At 52.6% G+C, this 17,687-nt stretch carries 16 protein-coding genes and 1 other RNA gene; all 17 read left to right on the forward strand.

What is annotated here, in order from left to right; genetic code table 11:
• Positions 1-80 precede the first annotated feature (80 nt).
• The 17 genes from HOLDEFILI_RS15725 to HOLDEFILI_RS15800 all read left to right on the forward strand — a co-directional run bounded on the left by HOLDEFILI_RS15725 (position 81) and on the right by HOLDEFILI_RS15800 (position 17,675).
• Positions 81-410: a DivIVA domain-containing protein gene (locus tag HOLDEFILI_RS15725; RefSeq protein WP_006060847.1), complete on the forward strand. Its 330-nt coding sequence runs from the start codon at positions 81-83 to the stop codon at positions 408-410.
• Positions 411-414: 4 nt separating this feature from the next.
• Positions 415-773, forward strand: an RNA gene (gene rnpB / locus HOLDEFILI_RS19005) — RNase P RNA component class B.
• A gap of 333 nt (positions 774-1,106) precedes the next feature.
• Positions 1,107-1,988, forward strand: a complete 882-nt coding sequence (locus HOLDEFILI_RS18590) for a helix-turn-helix domain-containing protein (protein WP_006060849.1) — start codon at positions 1,107-1,109, stop codon at positions 1,986-1,988.
• A gap of 3 nt (positions 1,989-1,991) precedes the next feature.
• Positions 1,992-2,585: a CDP-diacylglycerol--glycerol-3-phosphate 3-phosphatidyltransferase gene (pgsA, locus tag HOLDEFILI_RS15735; protein WP_039865162.1), complete on the forward strand. Its 594-nt coding sequence runs from the start codon at positions 1,992-1,994 to the stop codon at positions 2,583-2,585.
• 44 nt (positions 2,586-2,629) lie between these two features.
• Positions 2,630-3,052: a CinA family protein gene (locus tag HOLDEFILI_RS15740; protein WP_244264343.1), complete on the forward strand. Its 423-nt coding sequence runs from the start codon at positions 2,630-2,632 to the stop codon at positions 3,050-3,052.
• Between the two features lie 55 nt (positions 3,053-3,107).
• Complete coding sequence (gene recA / locus HOLDEFILI_RS15745) at positions 3,108-4,139, forward strand: recombinase RecA (RefSeq protein WP_006060852.1); 1,032 nt, start codon at positions 3,108-3,110, stop codon at positions 4,137-4,139.
• Positions 4,140-4,377: 238 nt separating this feature from the next.
• On the forward strand, positions 4,378-5,934 hold the full coding sequence (gene rny, locus HOLDEFILI_RS15750) for a ribonuclease Y (RefSeq protein ID WP_006060853.1): 1,557 nt from the start codon (positions 4,378-4,380) through the stop codon (positions 5,932-5,934).
• On the forward strand, positions 5,934-6,704 hold the full coding sequence (locus HOLDEFILI_RS15755) for a TIGR00282 family metallophosphoesterase (protein WP_006060854.1): 771 nt from the start codon (positions 5,934-5,936) through the stop codon (positions 6,702-6,704). Before rny ends, HOLDEFILI_RS15755 begins: the two co-directional genes overlap by 1 nt.
• A gap of 49 nt (positions 6,705-6,753) precedes the next feature.
• Positions 6,754-7,020, forward strand: a complete 267-nt coding sequence (locus HOLDEFILI_RS15760; protein ID WP_006060855.1) for a stage V sporulation protein S — start codon at positions 6,754-6,756, stop codon at positions 7,018-7,020.
• A gap of 31 nt (positions 7,021-7,051) precedes the next feature.
• Complete coding sequence (locus HOLDEFILI_RS15765; RefSeq protein WP_006060856.1) at positions 7,052-7,225, forward strand: 4Fe-4S binding protein; 174 nt, start codon at positions 7,052-7,054, stop codon at positions 7,223-7,225.
• Positions 7,226-7,322: 97 nt separating this feature from the next.
• The gene (miaB, locus tag HOLDEFILI_RS15770) at positions 7,323-8,777 is read left to right on the forward strand and encodes a tRNA (N6-isopentenyl adenosine(37)-C2)-methylthiotransferase MiaB (RefSeq protein ID WP_006060857.1); all 1,455 of its coding nucleotides are present in this window, start codon (positions 7,323-7,325) and stop codon (positions 8,775-8,777) included.
• A gap of 310 nt (positions 8,778-9,087) precedes the next feature.
• On the forward strand, positions 9,088-10,755 hold the full coding sequence (locus HOLDEFILI_RS15775; protein ID WP_039865164.1) for a ribonuclease J: 1,668 nt from the start codon (positions 9,088-9,090) through the stop codon (positions 10,753-10,755).
• Positions 10,756-10,768: 13 nt separating this feature from the next.
• Entirely contained in the window at positions 10,769-13,054 is a 2,286-nt protein-coding gene (locus HOLDEFILI_RS15780; protein WP_006060860.1) for a DNA translocase FtsK, read from the forward strand.
• 171 nt (positions 13,055-13,225) lie between these two features.
• The gene (locus tag HOLDEFILI_RS15785) at positions 13,226-14,293 is read left to right on the forward strand and encodes a BMP family ABC transporter substrate-binding protein (RefSeq protein WP_006060861.1); all 1,068 of its coding nucleotides are present in this window, start codon (positions 13,226-13,228) and stop codon (positions 14,291-14,293) included.
• A 245-nt stretch (positions 14,294-14,538) separates the two neighbouring features.
• Positions 14,539-15,615: an ATP-binding cassette domain-containing protein gene (locus HOLDEFILI_RS15790; protein WP_006060863.1), complete on the forward strand. Its 1,077-nt coding sequence runs from the start codon at positions 14,539-14,541 to the stop codon at positions 15,613-15,615.
• Complete coding sequence (locus HOLDEFILI_RS15795; RefSeq protein WP_006060864.1) at positions 15,605-16,933, forward strand: FtsX-like permease family protein; 1,329 nt, start codon at positions 15,605-15,607, stop codon at positions 16,931-16,933. Before HOLDEFILI_RS15790 ends, HOLDEFILI_RS15795 begins: the two co-directional genes overlap by 11 nt.
• A 268-nt stretch (positions 16,934-17,201) precedes the next feature.
• A complete protein-coding gene (locus HOLDEFILI_RS15800) occupies positions 17,202-17,675 on the forward strand; it encodes a PTS sugar transporter subunit IIA (protein ID WP_006060865.1) in 474 nt (157 codons plus the stop codon).
• The last annotated feature ends 12 nt before the right edge of the window (positions 17,676-17,687 follow it).

Raw genomic sequence — 17,687 nt, forward strand, 5'->3', positions numbered from 1 at the left:
GTCAAAAAACGTTTTGTGATATGACTTGCTTTTTAACCCCTGATCTGCGAAAATAAAGGAAGACGGAAGGTTGTGACACGATGGAAAACAAGCTGAACTTAGATCCCCAGACAATTCTGGACAAAGAATTTCACGTTGACTTCAAAGGGTATTCCCCGGCGGAGGTGGACGAATTTCTGGATTCGGTCATTCAGGATTATCAGATCTACGAACGCAAGATCGGCGAACTGGGTGAAAAGCTGATGGCTCAGGAACGGGCCAACGCTTCGCTGAAAGCCCGGATCATCGAACTGGAAAGTCGGCAGAAAGTCATGGAAGAAGCGAGTCAGAACTCGTTTAATCAGGTTGACATTCTGAAGCGGCTGTCGCGTCTGGAACAGGAAGTCTATAAAAACAAACAGATGGATTAGTCTTCTATCCGGGCAATCGCTGGCTTGACCAAAGCTAGAGGAAAGTCCATGCTCGCACAATCTGCGATGATTGTAGTGTTTGCGCCGGCCCAATCAATAAGACCGGGCAGCCGCAAGGCTGACGGCTGACGAAACCCTAAGGTTCGTTTGAACTATGGCGGACGTCTGTAACAGTGTCACAGTGACGGAGTTTCCGGGGAAACCCGGAAAGTGGAACGCGATAAACCCCGCAAGCGAGAAACCCAAATTTGGTAGGGGAACTTCCAGACCTGAAATGAAAGGCGCGGAAGCCGTCCGCAAGGACGGAGATAAATGGTTGCCGCCCGGTCCGCAGGGATCGGGAACAGAACATGGCTTACACGATAGAAGGCCGGGAGCTGAGCGATCAGCTCCTTTTATTTTGTTTTCAGCGGAAGCAAAGTAATTGAACTTGATACTGGAATTGGAATGCAGAAAGTCCTTTATCGAGAATGAAGAGGACTCAGTTACGGATTCTCCGGAAGGGAAACCGATTAAGGTTAAACTTGAAAATAATTCATCTTTGTGTTATAGTGAGTTTGTCCGACAAAAGCCGATTCCATTCACCTCGGTTTGACAAACGTGACGCTTTGTCGACCGCTTTCAGCGAGTTCTTGTTTTACAATTAGAACAACACTTGATATAATTGTTCTGATATGAAAAAAGAGGTGCAGCAGAATGAAAGAAATTGGTGCTACATTGAAAAAACGCCGGGAAGAACTCGGCTACACTCTTGAGGAAATGAGCAATAAAACGCGGATTTCCGTCGCTCAGCTTAAAGCGCTGGAGGATGGGGATCTGGAGTTCTTTAAGGATGACCTTTCCTATGTCCGGTATTTTGTCCGGTTCTATTGCCAGGCGCTGTATCTGGATTTTGATCCGCTGCGCGATCAGCTGAGTCAGGATCTGGATCAGTTCACCGAAACGATGAGCTTAAAAGCCATTCATGACCGGGAAGAAATGCAGTCGAATATTGAAAAGAAGATCAACAAGGCTTCAGGCACGTTGAAAAAAGAGAAGAAAAAGATTGATTACTCGCTGATTTCCTTATTAGCGGTGATCGCGGTGATGCTGGTCTGTTTGAGCGTCGTGCTGTTTAAGACGGTGCCGAACTGGTTTAAATCGGAACCGAAGCCGGACAGCTTCCCGACGGCCGACGTCACGCCGACGCCTTCGCAGACACCGGCGGACACGCCAGATGTGATCGACCAGCCGTCCGCGCTGACGGTGACGATGGCAGCCAACGATCCTTCGACGTATGAGGTGCGCGGATGGAAGGCGCAGGAAAGCTTTACGATTGCCGTTACGTTTGCGCAGGATACTTGGATCCGGGTGCTGGAAAACGATGTTGCGACCGACAATCCGGCGAGCACAACCTATCACGCCAACGATGTGATGGAGATCACCCGCACGGCGTCCCAGGATTTAAAAATTACGATTCACTTTGGTATCGTCAAAAACAACACGATTACGATCAACGGCGAGGCGGTGACGCTGGACGCCGGGATCGCGGCGAAAACCAGCGGTCAGAAGATCAACTTTATTCTGAAAGGAGAATAAGCTATGAATTTACCTAATCGTTTAACCGTGATGCGGATCATCATGATTCCGGTCATCATTTTGATCGCGATCTTTCCTTATTCTCAGTTCGGAATTGAGATTCCTATGCTGCAGTTTGGCTTCGTAACGCTTTCGGCAGTGAATATCGTCATGCTTGTGCTGTTCTGCGTTGCCAGCTTTACGGACTTTCTGGACGGCTATCTGGCACGGAAGAACAATCTGGTCACAACCTTCGGTAAATTTGCCGATCCGATCGCCGATAAGCTGTTAGTCACGACGATGTATATTTTATTTGCGGCGCAGGGCACGATTCCTGTTGTGCCGGTGCTGATTATGGTTGCCCGCGACACGATTGTCGACGGCATCCGCATGATTGCCTCAAGCAACGGCGTCGTCATGGCGGCGGGATATCTCGGTAAGCTGAAAACCGTCGTGCAGATGCTTTCGATCATTACGATTTTATTGAATAATCTGCCGTTTGAGCTGTATCGTCTGCCGGTTTCGGATTTCTTATTGTGGTTTGCGGCGTTCACGTCGCTGGCCAGCGGAATTTCCTACTTTAATCAGATGAAGGAGTACATTTTTGAAAGCAAGTAGCATGGCGGGAACTGGCGGCGCTGGTTCGTCAACGGGGCTGGACGCTGTGCAGCTGCGAAAGCTGTACGGGCGGGTTGTTTGCCAGTAAGCTGACGGAAGTGCCGGGCGTTTCCGCTTTCTTTAAGGGGGCTGTCGTGACCTATTGGACGGCGATGAAGATCGACGTCGTGCATGTCGATCCGGCGATTATCGATCGGTACGGCGTTATCAGCGAGCCGACAGCCAAAGCGATGGCGGAGCAGTGCGCGCTATTGATGGACTGCGATATGGCGGTGGCTTTTACCGGCAACGCCGGACCGGACGTCATGGAGGATAAGCCGGCCGGGATGATCTGCACGGCGATTCATGTTCCCGGTCAAACCTGGACGGCGACCGACCTGTTAACCGGGACGCGCCAGGAAGTGCGCGAACAGATCGTTCAGAGGGTTGCGGAGCGAAGTTCGACATTTTTACGACAGATTTGGTAAAATAAAGAGGATTTTTAAAAAATTTGCGTATATAAAGAGTAGCGGAGGGACAGCTATGGCAGAAAAAGAGAAGAATAAAGACGCACTACTCCAGGACACACTCAAACAGATCGAGAAGCAATACGGCAAGGGATCTATTATGAAACTGGGCGACCGGGCCAACGTCGACATCGACGCCATCAGCAGCGGTTCGATTGCGATCGACTATGCGCTGGGCATCGGCGGCTATCCGAAAGGCCGGATTATCGAGATCTACGGACCGGAATCTTCTGGTAAAACGACACTGGCGCTGCACGCGATCGCCGAGTGCCAGAAAGCCGGCGGCCGCGCGGCGTTTATCGACGCGGAAAATGCGATCGACCCGATGTACGCGAAGAATCTGGGCGTCAAGATCGACGATCTGATCTTATCCCAGCCGGACAGCGGGGAACAGGCGCTGGAAATCACCGAAATGCTGATCAAGAGCGGAGCGATCGACCTGATCGTCATCGACTCGGTTGCGGCTTTAGTTCCGCAGGCGGAGCTGGATGGCGAAATGGGCGATTCCCAGGTTGGTCTGCAGGCTCGTTTGATGTCGAAGGCCATGCGGAAGCTGGCCGGCGTTATGAACCGCAGCCAGTGCACCGCGATCTTTATCAACCAGCTTCGTGAAAAGGTCGGCATCATGTTCGGAAATCCGGAAACGACGCCGGGCGGCCGGGCCCTGAAGTTCTATTCTTCAGTGCGCTTGGACGTGCGCCGCAGTGAAGCAATTAAAAATGGTTCGGAAATCGTCGGCAACAAAGTCAACGTCAAGGTCGTGAAAAACAAGGTCGCGCCGCCGTTTAAGGTCGCGGCGATCGAAATCATGTACGGCGAGGGGATTTCGCATATCGGCGAAGTTGTCAGCCTGGGCGAATCGTTTGAAATCATCAACAAGAGTGGGGCCTGGTACTCCTATAATGGGGAGAAGATCGGGCAGGGCCGCGAAGCGGTGCGGGCATTCTTAAAGGCCAATCCGCAGCTGGATGAGGAAATCACCGCTAAAATCAAACATAAACTCTTTCACGGCGACGAGGAAGAAACGCCGACTGAAGAACAAGCTTAGGCTTGTTCTTTTTTTCGTCTTGCTGAAAAAAACGCTTCATTACGGGCGTGCGCGGGTGGATTGGGGTGTAAGGGCTTCCTTTTTAAAGAATAAAACCGTCGGAAAAGGAATGTAAAAGCGGATGAAAAAGAAAGAAATTCTGGAAAAACCGTGCTTTGTTATTGTGAAAACGGTTAAAATTAGGTATTATTATAAAGGAGTCACAACTCTACACAACTGATAATGGAGGAAATAAGGTATGATGAATTCACTTGTTTTGTCCATTTTATCTGGTATTGGGGGTTTAGCTGTCGGTGTCATCATCATGGTGATCACATCCCGGCTGGGCTTAAATCGTGATCAGCAAAAGGCAAAATTGCTGTTAGAAGAGGCACAAATTAAATCTGAGAACTTAGTCCGACAGGCTGTGCTGGACGGCCGTACGCAGGCGTACGAGCTGAAGCTGGCCGCTGAGAAAGAGGTTAAGGAAAGAAAACAAGAGCTTCAGGATAAAGAAAATAAACTGACGCGTCGGGAAGATAACCTGAATTTTCGTGATGAAACCTTAACGGCGAAAGAAAAACAGATTGAAAACAAGAACAGCCAGATCACGGATAAACTGAATGTACTGGAGAAGATGGAAAGTCAGCTGCAGGCCAAGATCGACAATCAGATTGTCGAATTGGAACGCATTGCATCGATGAGCGCCGACGACGCCAAAAAGGAATTGATGGACGCCGTCGAAAAGAAAATGGATAAAGAGGTCAGCGTTTATATCCGCGAACGGGAAGATGAGGCACGGTCTAAAGCTTCGGATTCCGCCCGCAATATCATCGCGCTGGCGATACAGCGTTATGCTCAGGAAGAAACGATTGAACGGACGGTTTCCGTCGTCGGTCTGCCTTCCGAGGAAATGAAGGGCCGGATCATCGGCCGCGAGGGACGCAATATCAAGGCGATCGAACAGGCGACCGGCGTCGATTTGATTATCGACGACACGCCGGAAACGATTACGGTATCCTGCTTCGATCCGATTCGCCGCGAAATCGCGCGGCAGGCGTTGGAAACGCTGATCCGCGACGGCCGCATTCAGCCGGGCCGGATCGAGGACGTCGTCCGCAAGGTGACCAACGAACTCAACGACACGATTATGAAAACCGGCGAGGATGCGGTATTCAAGCTGCAGATCGGCCGGATCGACAAAGAACTGGTCAGACTGCTGGGTCGCCTGCGGTTCCGTTACAGCTATGGACAGAACGTCCTGCAGCACAGCATGGAAGTGGCTTACCTGTCCGGCATGATGGCTGCGGAACTGGGCTTGAACCAGACGCTGGCCAAGCGCGCAGGCTTACTGCACGATATCGGCAAGGCGCTGGACTTCGAAATGGACGGCAGCCATGTCGAGCTGGGCGTGAAGGTCGCGAAGAAGCACGGTGAAAACGCCGTCGTCATCAACGCGATTCATTCGCACCACGGCGAAGTTGAACCGACGACGCTGATCTCCAATCTCGTCGCCGCGGCGGACGCGTTGAGCGCAGCTCGTCCGGGCGCCCGGTTTGAAAGCTTTGAAAACTATATCAACCGGCTTGAACAGCTGGAAGCGATCGCCAACGGATTTGAAGGCGTCGACAAGACGTATGCGATTCAGGCCGGACGCGAAATCCGCGTCATGGTCGTTCCGGATAAGATCGACGACGTGGCGTGCCATCGCGTAGCGCGCGATATTAAAGATAAGATCGAAGCCGAGCTGACCTATCCTGGACAGATCAAGGTCACCGTCATTCGAGAAACCCGCGCCAGCGAATTAGCGAAATAATGCGAATTTTATTTATCGGCGATATCGTCGGTTCCCCAGGCAGGCAGATGCTCCAGCAGCACCTGCCTGCTTTAAAAGAAAAGATCTGTCCGGACCTGACGATCGTCAACGGCGAGAATGCCGCCCATGGCAAAGGCATCACCAAAAAGATTTATTATCAGCTGTTGGGCTGCGGAGCTGACTACATTACGATGGGCAACCATACGTTTTCCAAAAGTGAATTGAAAATGTTTATTCAGGAAGCCGACCGGCTGATCCGGCCGGTCAACCTGGCTCCGGTTGAGCTGGGCGAGGGCGTGCGCATCGCCAGGGTCAACGGGAAGCGGATCGGCATGGTCAATCTGTGCGGCGAGGTGTTCATGGACAACGTCGTGCGCAGTCCGTTTGAGTGCATGAGCGAGATCCTGAACCGGACCTTGGCCGATCTGTGGTTCGTGGATTTCCATGGCGAAACCACCGGCGAGAAGGAAACGTTTGCACAGGTGTTCGCCGACCGGTGCGTCATGATCGTCGGCACGCACACCCACGTTCAGACCGCCGATGAGCAGCTGATGCGGGGCTGCGCGTACATCAGCGACGCCGGCATGTGCGGCGCTTTCGACAGCATCCTCGGCCGCGATAAGCGGGAGGTTATCGAACGCACGCTGTACCAGATCAAAACCCGGTATACGGTTGCGGAAGGACCTGCGATGTTATGCGGCGTGTGGGCGGAAATCGACGAAACTACCGGCCGCGCTACGCATATCGAACGGATTCAGATCAGACCTTAACATAAACCCCTTTTTTCTCACATATCCTGTTAGAAGAAAGGGGTATTTTATGGAAATATTAAAAGTATCAACGAAATCCAATCCGAATTCGGTCGCGGGCGCGCTAGCCAACTTATTAAAAGAGAACGATCGGGTCGAAGTCGATACGATCGGCGCCGGCGCGATAAACCAGGCGATCAAGGCGGTCGCGATCGCGCGCGGCTTCGTGGCGCCGATCGGTCTGGAGCTGTTCTGCGTTCCGGCATTTATGGATATCGTGATCGACGGCCAGCCCAGAACGGCGATAAAACTTATTGTTGAAAAAAAGCAACCATGATATAATAGGTAACATAAAGGAGGATGAAACAATGCCAGCAAAAGTAGATAAAGATACATGCATCGGCTGCGGCGCATGCGCAGGAGTTTGCCCGGTAGGAGCCATTGCATTACAGGACGATGGAAAAGCGGGTGTTGACGAAGGAACATGCATCGATTGCGGTGCCTGCGTTTCGACCTGCCCAGTTTCTGCCATTTCGCAGTAATTCCATCCTGAAATAAGCAGAGCAACAGAAAGAAGGCGACAAAAAGCCTTCTTTTTGATATAATGAAACGCGTTATGAAAAAGACAAGGAGAGGCCTATGAAAAAAGACTGGAAGCTGCCGTCGCTGAAGGCGGCGCAAATACGGACACCGCAGGAAGCGGCGATCGAACGTTCACTGTTTGCCCTGGATCCGCAGGCGCGCAGTCTGAGCGTCGGCCGGCGTTATTATATTCATACCTATGGTTGTCAGGCGAATGAACGCGATTCGGAGACGATCGCCGGTATTCTTGAAGCGATGGGCTTTACGGCGGCGCCGGCGGAAACGGACGCCGATCTGATTCTCTTGAACACGTGCGCGGTGCGGAAAAACGCTGAAGATAAGGTCATCGGTCAGCTGGGGGCGCTGAAGCGGATGAAGCGGGAAAATCCCGATCTGATCTTCGCGGTCTGCGGCTGCATGGCGCAGGAAGAAGACATCGTCGATCTGATTCTGAAGAAATATCATCAGGTCGATCTGATCTTCGGTACGCATAATCTGCATCGTCTGCCGCAGCTGTTGACGCAGGCCATGCTGAGCCATGAGCGGACGGTCGAAATCTTCTCCAAGGAAGGCGAAGTCATTGAAAACCTGCCGGTCCGCCGCTTTGGCAAGCATAAGGCGTGGGTCAACATCATGTACGGCTGCGACAAGTTCTGCACGTACTGCATCGTGCCGTATACCCGCGGCAAAGAACGTTCGCGTGATCCCGAAGACGTGCTGGCGGAGGTGCGCGAACTCAAAGCGCAGGGCTATAAGGAGATCACGCTGTTGGGCCAGAACGTCAACGCCTATGGCAAGAACCGCGCCAGCGGCTACGGTTTTGCCCAGCTGCTTCGCGATACCGCGGAAATCGGCGTCGAACGGGTGCGCTTTACAACCAGCCATCCATGGGATTTTACAGATGAGATGATCGACGTGATCGCCAGCTATGACAACATCATGCCCGCAATTCATCTGCCGGTGCAGTCCGGCAGCAGCGAAATGCTTAAGATCATGGGGCGGCGTTATACCCGTGAGGAGTATTTAACACTGTTCCATAAGATTAAAGACCGGATTCCGGGATGCTCGTTCACCACCGACATCATCGTCGGCTTCCCGAACGAAACGGAGGAACAATTTGAGATGACGCTGAGCCTGGTCGACGAATGCCAGTACGACGGCGCCTTCACGTTCATCTACTCTCCCCGCGAGGGCACGCCGGCCGCGCGGATGCAGGACAATGTGCCGGCCGAGGTCAAAAGCCGCCGCCTGCAGCAGCTCAATGAAAAGATCGCGTTTTATGCCCATCGCAATAACGAGCCGTATCGGGGCCGGATCGTGACTGTGCTGGTCGACGGACCATCCAAGAAAAATGATCAGGTTTACAGCGGCTACAGCGAGACAAACAAGCTGGTCAACTTCACCGCTGAGCATGCCGAGCCGGGCGATCTCGTTCAGGTCCGGATCACCGAAATTCATTCCTGGTCGCTCAACGGCGAAAAGGTTGAGCAGCCGGAACCGGAAACCGCTTAACGTCCCATTTCAGAACCGCAGCCGCATTTTCCTGAAGAAAATCCGCCGCGGTTTTTTGTTTGTTTTTTTCCGGAGCCGGCCGTCGCAGGGGGAAACGGGACCTGATCGTTCATGGAAAAAGATTGAAATCCAGACCGGGGTATGATATAGTTTACCCACGAAGCTATCCCTGTTGGGCCGTATCATGATTGACCAAAACCGCCTGGACAAGCGCTTTTCAACGATTGAAAGCGTTTTTCCTGCGCTGTGCGCGGTTGTCAGGGAACGTTGGACAGGGTATAATAAAGAAAACATCATAGGAGGAATTTTCATGGATCAAGTACGTCTGTTCGCTTTAGGCGGGCTGGATGAAGACGGCAAAAACATGTATGTGGTTGAAGTCGGCGAATCCATTTTTGTCATTGAAGCGGGCTTAAAATATCCGGAATCCACCGATCAGTTAGGGATCGAACGGATCATTCCGGACTTTAAATATTTAATTGAGAACCAACACCGGATTCAGGCGATTTTCATTTCGCATGGTCACGACGACGTCATGGCGGCGCTGCCGAATCTGCTCCGGCATGTCAAAGCGCCGGTCTATTCGACGCCGTTAACCGCGATGCTGATCGAAGAAATGCTGAAAAAGGAAGGACTGCGTGAGATCCGCGTGCACCGCGTCAAGCGCAATTCCAGCTTTAAGATCGCCGGCATTCCGATCCGCACGTTCGGCATGACCCAGTCGATCGCCGACGGTTTCGGCCTGTCGATCGAAACGCCGCAGGGTGCGATCGTCTACACGAGTGAATACATCGTCGACTACGATATTCATAACGACGCCTTTTCCTGCGATATCACCGCTTTGGCGGAGGTGGGCAAGCGCGGCGTGCTGGCGTTGATGACCGAGTCGGTGGGCGCGGACCGTGAAGGCCATTCGGCGCCGCATCACCGGATCACGGAGTTTGTCGAACCGGCGTTTGAAGATGCGGAAGGCCGGATTATCATTACGACCTATCATCAGAATTTATACCGCATCATCGAGATTATCGAACTGGCGAACAAATACAACCGCAAGGTTATTTTCTATGACGACGATCTGCGCGCGATTTTAAAGGCTGTCGAAAAGATGGGCTATTACCGCATGCCGATCGGTCTGGAAATCCCGAAATCCAAGTTTACCAACGAATTGAAAGACGTCGTGGTGATCGTGTCCGGATCCGGCGATCATGTGTTCCGGCGGATGCACAAGGTCGCGCTGGGCGAAGACGCGATGCTGCGGCTGAACGGCCAGGATACCGTCGTCATCGCTTCGCCGGTGGTGCCGGGTACAGAACGCGAAGCGACGAATATGGAAAACGAGCTGTATAAGGAAAATGTCCGCGTCGTGACGCTGGACCGGCGCAAGGTGTATTCCATGCACGCGTCGATCGAAGATCTGAAAATGATGCTTTACCTGTTTAAGCCGACTTATTACATGCCGATCAAGGGCGAATACCGGCAACTGGTGTCCAACGCCAACATCGCGCTGAACATGGGCTATCACGCGGATAAGATCCTCGTGCTGGACAACGGGCAGATCGCCAAGTTTGTCGACGGCGTACTCAAGTCGACGGCGGATCAGCTGACGCTGGAAGATGTTTTGATCGACGGCAACGAGAATCTCGACGTCAGCGGCATGGTGCTGCGCGACCGGGAGATTTTATCGACGGACGGCGCGATCATCGTCGGCATCGTCGTCAATCACAAAACGAAAGAGGTCATCGGCGGACCGGATGTGCAGAGCCGCGGCGTGATCTATCTGAAGGACGCCGATCACATCGTCAAGGAGATCGGCAATATCATCGAACGCACGGTGGAGGACGCCGTCAAGGAAAAACGCTATGAGAATATGGCGGTGCGGATGGAAGCCAAAGACCGGATCGTGAAATATGTTTTGAAGGAAACCGGCAAGCGCCCGATGATTTTACCGGCGATTGTCGAAATCAATGTCACGGAATAGGAGATGATGATCCGTGGCGAAAACGAAGCAGAAGAAGAAAAAAAGCAATAAGAATACCGTGGATTCGGAAATCCTGCGTTATGTGATCGCGTTGGCGGCGATCACCGTAACGCTGATCGCGGCGCTGCAGTTAGGCATCGTCGGTCAGTTTCTGACCACGATCACGCGGTATTTGTTCGGAACGTATTATGGAGTCGTCTACGGGCTGTGTTTACTCGGGGGGCTGGCTGTCCTGTTTGGACAGAAGTTTCCCGTTTTCTCCGTAAAGACGCTGATCGCGATCGGCGCGGTGTTGGTCGCGATGATTTTGTGGTCGGCCATCCCCCAGGATCCGCAGCTGACCGGTTTTAAGGTTTTCAGCGAGTATCTTTCCCATACCGGCGAGCATTTCAGCTCGCCTTCGACTGTCGCAGCCCAGGGCGGCGTGCTGGGCGCGTTGTTGTATTCGCTCAGCTCGTTGTTGTTTGCCCGCACCGGCACGGTGCTGGTGATTTTCGCGCTGCTGGCGCTGGCGGCGCTGCTGATGATCAAGACCGAGGTCTATGTGTCGCTGTGGCAGTCGCTCACCGGAGCTTTACATCGTGAGAAAAAGCCGAAGCCGAAACGTTCAAAACGTGAAACGGAAAGCGATTCGCTGGAAGTGGCCGCGGAAGAGCGGAAGGTGATCGGTACGGTGGAGCTGGGCAAAAAGAAGAAGAAATCGATTTTCTTAACTCCGGACGACGAACCGGCAGCGGAAGAAGAACTGCCGTCACCGGTCGTGAAGAAAGAAAAGAAAAAAGAGGAAAAAGAGAAACCCGCTGCCGAGGAACTGCCGAAGGTGGTATCCGTGGGCAGCGGTGCAGGAGCGGTCAACTACAAGCTGCCGGCCTTAACGATGCTCGATGAAATCCAGGCCAAGTCACGCTCGGTGCTGAACCAGAACGCCGCGTCGATCAAAGGCAAAAAGCTGATCGAGGTGCTGGGTAATTTCGGCATCAACGCGCAGCTGGTCGCGACGCATATCGGTCCGGCGGTCACTAAATTTGAAATCCGCCCGGATTCCAATGTCAAGGTATCGAAGATCAACGCGATTTCTGATAATCTGAAAATGGAGCTGGCAGCCCGCGATATCCGGATTGAAGCACCGATTCCCGGCCGCAACGCCGTCGGCATCGAAATTCCGAACGTCGAAACAACACCGGTCAAAATGCTGGAGCTGATGCGCCAGCTGCCGGAAGATAAAAAAGACAAGAAGCTGCTTCTGGCGCTGGGCAAGGATTTAATGGGAAAAGGCATTTTCTGCCAGCTGGACAAAATGCCGCATCTGTTGATCGCCGGCGCGACCGGCAGCGGCAAGTCGGTATGTATGAATACGATTATCACCTCGCTGTTGATGCGGACTTCGCCGGATGAGGTAAAGCTGCTTTTAGTCGATCCGAAGAAGGTGGAATTCACGCCTTACCGCGAGATCCCGCATCTGATCGGTCCGGTGATTTCCGACGGCGCCGAAGCGGCCCGCGCGCTGAAGGTTATCGTCATGATGATGGAAAACCGCTACGAGGTTTTCGCTCAGGTCGGCGTGCGCAACATCGCCGGCTACAACGAGAAAATCGCCAAAGAACCGCAGCCGAATCTGCAGCCGATGCCGTTTATCGTCGTGATCATCGACGAATTGGCGGACTTGATGGCGGTGGCCGGCAAGGAAGTGGAAATGAGCATCCAGCGGATCACGCAGCTGGCGCGTGCCGCCGGCATTCATCTGATCGTCGCGACGCAGCGGCCATCGACGGATGTCATCACCGGCATCATCAAGGCCAACATTCCAAGCCGGATCGCCTTCTCCGTTTCCAGCGGCATCGATTCCCGGACGATTCTCGATCATGTCGGGGCGGAACGGCTGCTGGGCAACGGCGATATGCTTTATTTCCCGATCGGCGAACCGAGTCCGGTGCGCTTGCAGGGGGTCTATGTTACCGACGAGGAGGTCAAGCGGATCACCGACTTCGTTTCCGCGCAGATGAAGCCGCGCTATGAGGACGCGTTTATCCGTCTGGAAGGCGTCGATAACAATGAGAGCACGGCTGTGGTCTCCGCCCAGGACGATCCGTTGTACGAGGAAGTGAAGGACTACGTCATCGAAACGCAGAAAGCGTCGACGTCGCTCTTGCAGCGAAGGTTCGGAATCGGATATAACCGGGCGGCCCGGCTGATCGACGTTCTGGAAGAACGCGGCATTATCGGTCCGGTTCAGGGCTCGAAGCCAAGAGACGTTTACATCAAAAAACCGGACGTTCAGGACGACGAGGAAGAAAACTAAAAAATCACATGTGAAACCAGAATTGATCATTTTCAGAATCAAATCTGGTTTTTTTCTTCATTTGTCGGAATTGTCCGAAGAAAACGCCGGGTTAAGTTGACAAATGGCATTTTGAAAGTCTAATATTATATTGTAAGCATAGCTTGCACAAAGCAATGGAGGGAAAGAAAAATGAAAAAATTGCTGACCTTTGCTTTAGCGCTGCTGATGGTTGCCGGCTGTTCCAACAATGGCGGAGGAACTGCCACACCGACACCAAGCGCTGACGCAAACACAGACGGTGAAAACACTGGCTGCACGATTACCATCGGATTAGTTACCGACTTAGGCGGTATCGACGACAAGTCCTTCAACCAGGGCACTTGGGAAGGCGTAGTTAAATTCGCGGAAGACAACAAGATGAGCGAAGAATGCTACGGCTACCTGCAGTCCTCGGCGGACGCGGATTACATCCCGAACCTGAGCACCTTCGCGGATCAGAAGAAAGATCTGATTGAAGCTCCGGGCTTCCTGTTTGAAGATGCGATGAAAGAAGTTGCCGATCTGTATCCGGATCAGAAGTTCGTTATCATCGATACGGAAGTTGACAAACCAAACGTTGCTTCTGCAGTCTTTAAAGAGCAGCAGCCTTCTTATTTGGTCGGCGTTGCCGCAGCCATGAAGGCAAAAGAAGCGGGCAAAACGAAAGTCGGATTTATCGGCGGCGTTGAAAACCCGATCATCGAACGTTTTGAAGCAGGCTATAAGCAGGGTGTTGCCAGCGTCGATCCGGCGATCGAAGTGCTGACGGACTATGCCAATGCCTTTGACGATCCGGGCAAAGGCTCAACCTTGGCTCAGAAGCAGTACAATGACGGCGCGTATGTTATTTTCCATGCGGCGGGCGCAACGGGCAACGGTCTGATTAAAGAAGCGAAGGACCGCCGTGAAGCTGGTGAAGACGTTTGGGCGATCGGCGTTGACTCTGACCAGTATGACGCAGGTCTGATGTCTGACGGCAAATCCGCAGTTCTGACTTCTGCACTGAAGCGTGTGGATACAGCGGCTTACTATTTCGCAGAACAGGTCAAGAACGGCACATTCCAGGGCGGAACGATGGTCTTTGACGCAAGCAATGACGGCATCGGCTTCCCGAAGGAAAACCCGAACCTGTCTGATGAAATCGTTAAGGCGATGGAAGACGCGTTAGCGAAGATCAAGTCTGGCGAAATCGTCGTTGACGAAGCAGTTCAGAAATAAGCTGATTTTCAATTTGTGAGAGGAGAGCGCAGGCTCTCCTTTCTTTTTGACAAAAGCGGTTTTCTTGCGCAGAGGCCGCAAATCTCGGATCAGAAGACAGCTTTTGTCAGAAATTCCATTGTTTTTATCCCTAATCGACGCGGTGAAGGCTGAAAACAGGCGAAGACCGGTCAACTCTACCGCGGGTAGGTGTTCCTTTTGACGCTTCGCGGTACAATGAAAACGAGGAAAGCGAGGTCAGATTTATGGATCAGATGAAAATCGGCGGTTTCATCGCCCTCTGCCGGAAAGAGAAAGGCTGGACACAGAGTCAGCTGGCCGAGATCTTGGGGATTACCGATAAAGCGGTGTCGAAATGGGAAACCGGGAAATCACTGCCGGATTATGCGTTGCTGACGCCGTTAAGCGAGGCGTTGGGGATCACGCTGAGCGAATTGTTTTCAGGCGAGCGGATCCGCGCTGAAGACTTAATGGAAAAAACAGATCAGGTGCTGCTGGAGGTGATTGCCGGGTGGCTGGGTCGGGACGAACAGGCACCGGCTGACAAGTCCAGCTTATCTTGTCCGGTCTTGCGGCTGGCGCATGTGGCCAAGGTTTATGAGAACGACGGCGTGCTGACGCAGGCCGTGCGGGATGTCAGCTTTACGGTGGACAAAGGCAGCTTTGTCGGAATAATGGGGGCTTCCGGCTGCGGAAAGTCCACGTTATTGAATCTGATCGCAACAATGGATAAGCCCAGCGGCGGAACGATTGAGCTGGATGGGCAGGATCTGGCGGAATTATCGGAAGCAGATCTGGCGGCTTTCCGCCGGGATCATCTCGGATTCATATTTCAGGAATACAATTTGCTGGAAACGCTGACAATCCGGGAAAATATGATGCTGGCGCTCACGATCAAGCAAACGCCGAAAGCAGAAATTAAAGGGATTGTGGAGCACTGGGCTGCCAAGCTGGGGATCTCTGAGATTCTGCAGCATTTTCCCTGCGAGGTTTCCGGAGGACAGCGGCAGCGCTGCGCCTGCGCCCGCGCGATCGCAACGCAGCCTGCGTTGATTCTGGCCGACGAGCCGACGGGGGCGCTGGACAGTCAGGCGGCGAAACAGCTGCTGGAAACGTTGACGATGCTGCGCGCGGAGGGCGCGACGATTCTGATGGCGACCCACGACGTTTTATCCGCCAGCTATTGCGACCGCATCCTGTTGATGCACGATGGTCAGCTGCGAAAGGTGATCGAGCGGGGAAGTTTAAGCAAGCAGGTGTTTTTCACCCGCATTCTGGACGCGATGGGGGCGGTAAGAAAGGCGGCGGAGAATGATTTTTAAATTAGCGTGGCGCAACGCCTGCCGCAGTGCCGGCGATTATTTTGTCTATGTGATGACGGTGATCATTCTGGCAGCGCTGTTGTGTGTGGCTCATTGCGTTGCGGCGGTGGGACAGCGGCAGGCCGGATTTCAGACAGCTTCGCTGCCGCTGTTGATCGTGGTGATTCTGGTACTTCTGGTCGGCGTGCTGAACCGGTTCATCGTGGCGCAGCGGGCTCAGGAGCTGGCGGTTTACCTTTTAATGGGAATGGAGAAAAGTCGCCTGATTTCGCTGTTTCTTCTGGAACTCTTCGGCATCGGCATCGTTTGCTGCAGCATTGGCATCTTTTTGGGCTGCGGCGCGGCTGCAATTCTTTTTTCGGAACAGATGTCTTTTGCCGGAGTCCTTCCACAGCTGGGCACTAGCACAGTTCAGACGGCGGTCTGGTTTCTGTTAGCTCAGCTCTTATCCGCTTACCCTGTTTACCGGAAATTATCCCGCCTGCAGATCCGTCAGCTGTTTATGGAGCACCGCTGTCTTCTGCCGCCGGATCCTGAAAAACAGAAAGATTGGCGGCGACGCTTATGGGGCAGCCTGTCCGTTTATGTGTTCCTGTTGATCTTGATGGTCATCGGCAAAGAGGAAATCGTCATGATCGCGATCGCGTTCATCGCAGTGCCCCTGTTAATCAGTATCTATGCGTTTTATCAATATCTGGCCGCCGCCGCTTCCGGGCTGCGCCGGGATTGTCCCGCTATTTTGCTGGAAAAAGACCGGCTGCTTACCCTGACGGAGTTTACGGCCTCAGCCAACAAGGACATCATTCTGAACTCGGTATTCTGCGCGTGCCTGATCTTCGCCTTCACGGCGTTTTGTTTCGGTACGTTGTTATTTACGGAGGGATTAGTTATATATGATCCCCAGCCGCAGCGCTGGATGGGATTTTTACAGATCAACATCGGACTGATCTTTCTGGTGCTCTATTTCTCAATGCTTTCCTTAACGCAGATTCTTAAGCTGCGGCGGCAGACGCGCTCGCTTGATATCCTGTGTTCGCTGGGCAAAAGTCAAACGGCGCTGAACTGCTGGCTGGACCGGCAGATCTTGATCAATCTGGGACTGCCGGTTTTAATGAGCGTCGTTCTGTTAGGGAGCGCCGCACCGGTTGCCAATTTTGAACTCAATCAGCTAATCCCGTCAGGAATGCAGAATATCTTGTTTCAGATCGCCGGGATCTTTGCGCTGTGTTTTGCGGGTCTATATGGAATTTACGCTTGCGCGGCGATCGCCTACAGCCGCCGTTATTTACAAAAAACACTAAGAATGAAAGCCGGTTGAAGGTGAACTAGCAGACCGTTTAAAACTGAGAATCGAACTGTAATGATTCAAAGTCAGACATATCAAGGAAGAATGGAAATTCCATATTCTTCAAGGTTAGTTTTGGCAAAATCTATATTGACAACGCTTTCATTTTGATTTAGGATAAAGACATGAAGAAGATTGTTACTCCTGTGGAGGCATCACTTTCAGTGGATGTTTTTGGCAGGAGTTTTTTTATCCCGGCAGAAGCAGTCCATGATTTTGAAAGGAGGAGGAAGAAGGCAGCATGTTCAAATTGTTTACACGGCAGGGAAATACGAAGGATGAATTTTATGCGATATGTGCGGGTGAATCTTTTCCGCTGGAGGAAGTCGCGGATCCTGTGTTTTCCACGAAAATGATGGGAGACGGCATCGCGGTGAAACCGTCCGATGATACAATTTATTCGCCCTGCGAGGGTGAAATAATTTTATTTCCGGATACAAAGCATGCGATCGGAATCAGAACACAAAGAGGTACTGAGATCTTAGTGCACATCGGCCTGGATACCGTCAATTTTCACGGACAGGGATTTCAAAAGTTGTTTCCGGATCAGCGTGTTCAGACAGGTCAGCCGCTGATCCGGCTGGATCGTGGGATTCTAAACAAGGCCGATCTGACGTCAATGCTGATTATCACCCGTCCGCGCAGTCCCCGGATCGCCTACACGGCTTATGGATCAGTGAGGCCGGGAAATCTGTGGCTTCAGTTAGAAGACTGACCGGGGAGCCAG

It is taken from the genome of Holdemania filiformis DSM 12042, from assembly GCF_000157995.1.
In the GTDB taxonomy this organism is placed as follows: domain Bacteria; phylum Bacillota_I; class Bacilli_A; order Erysipelotrichales; family Erysipelotrichaceae; genus Holdemania; species Holdemania filiformis.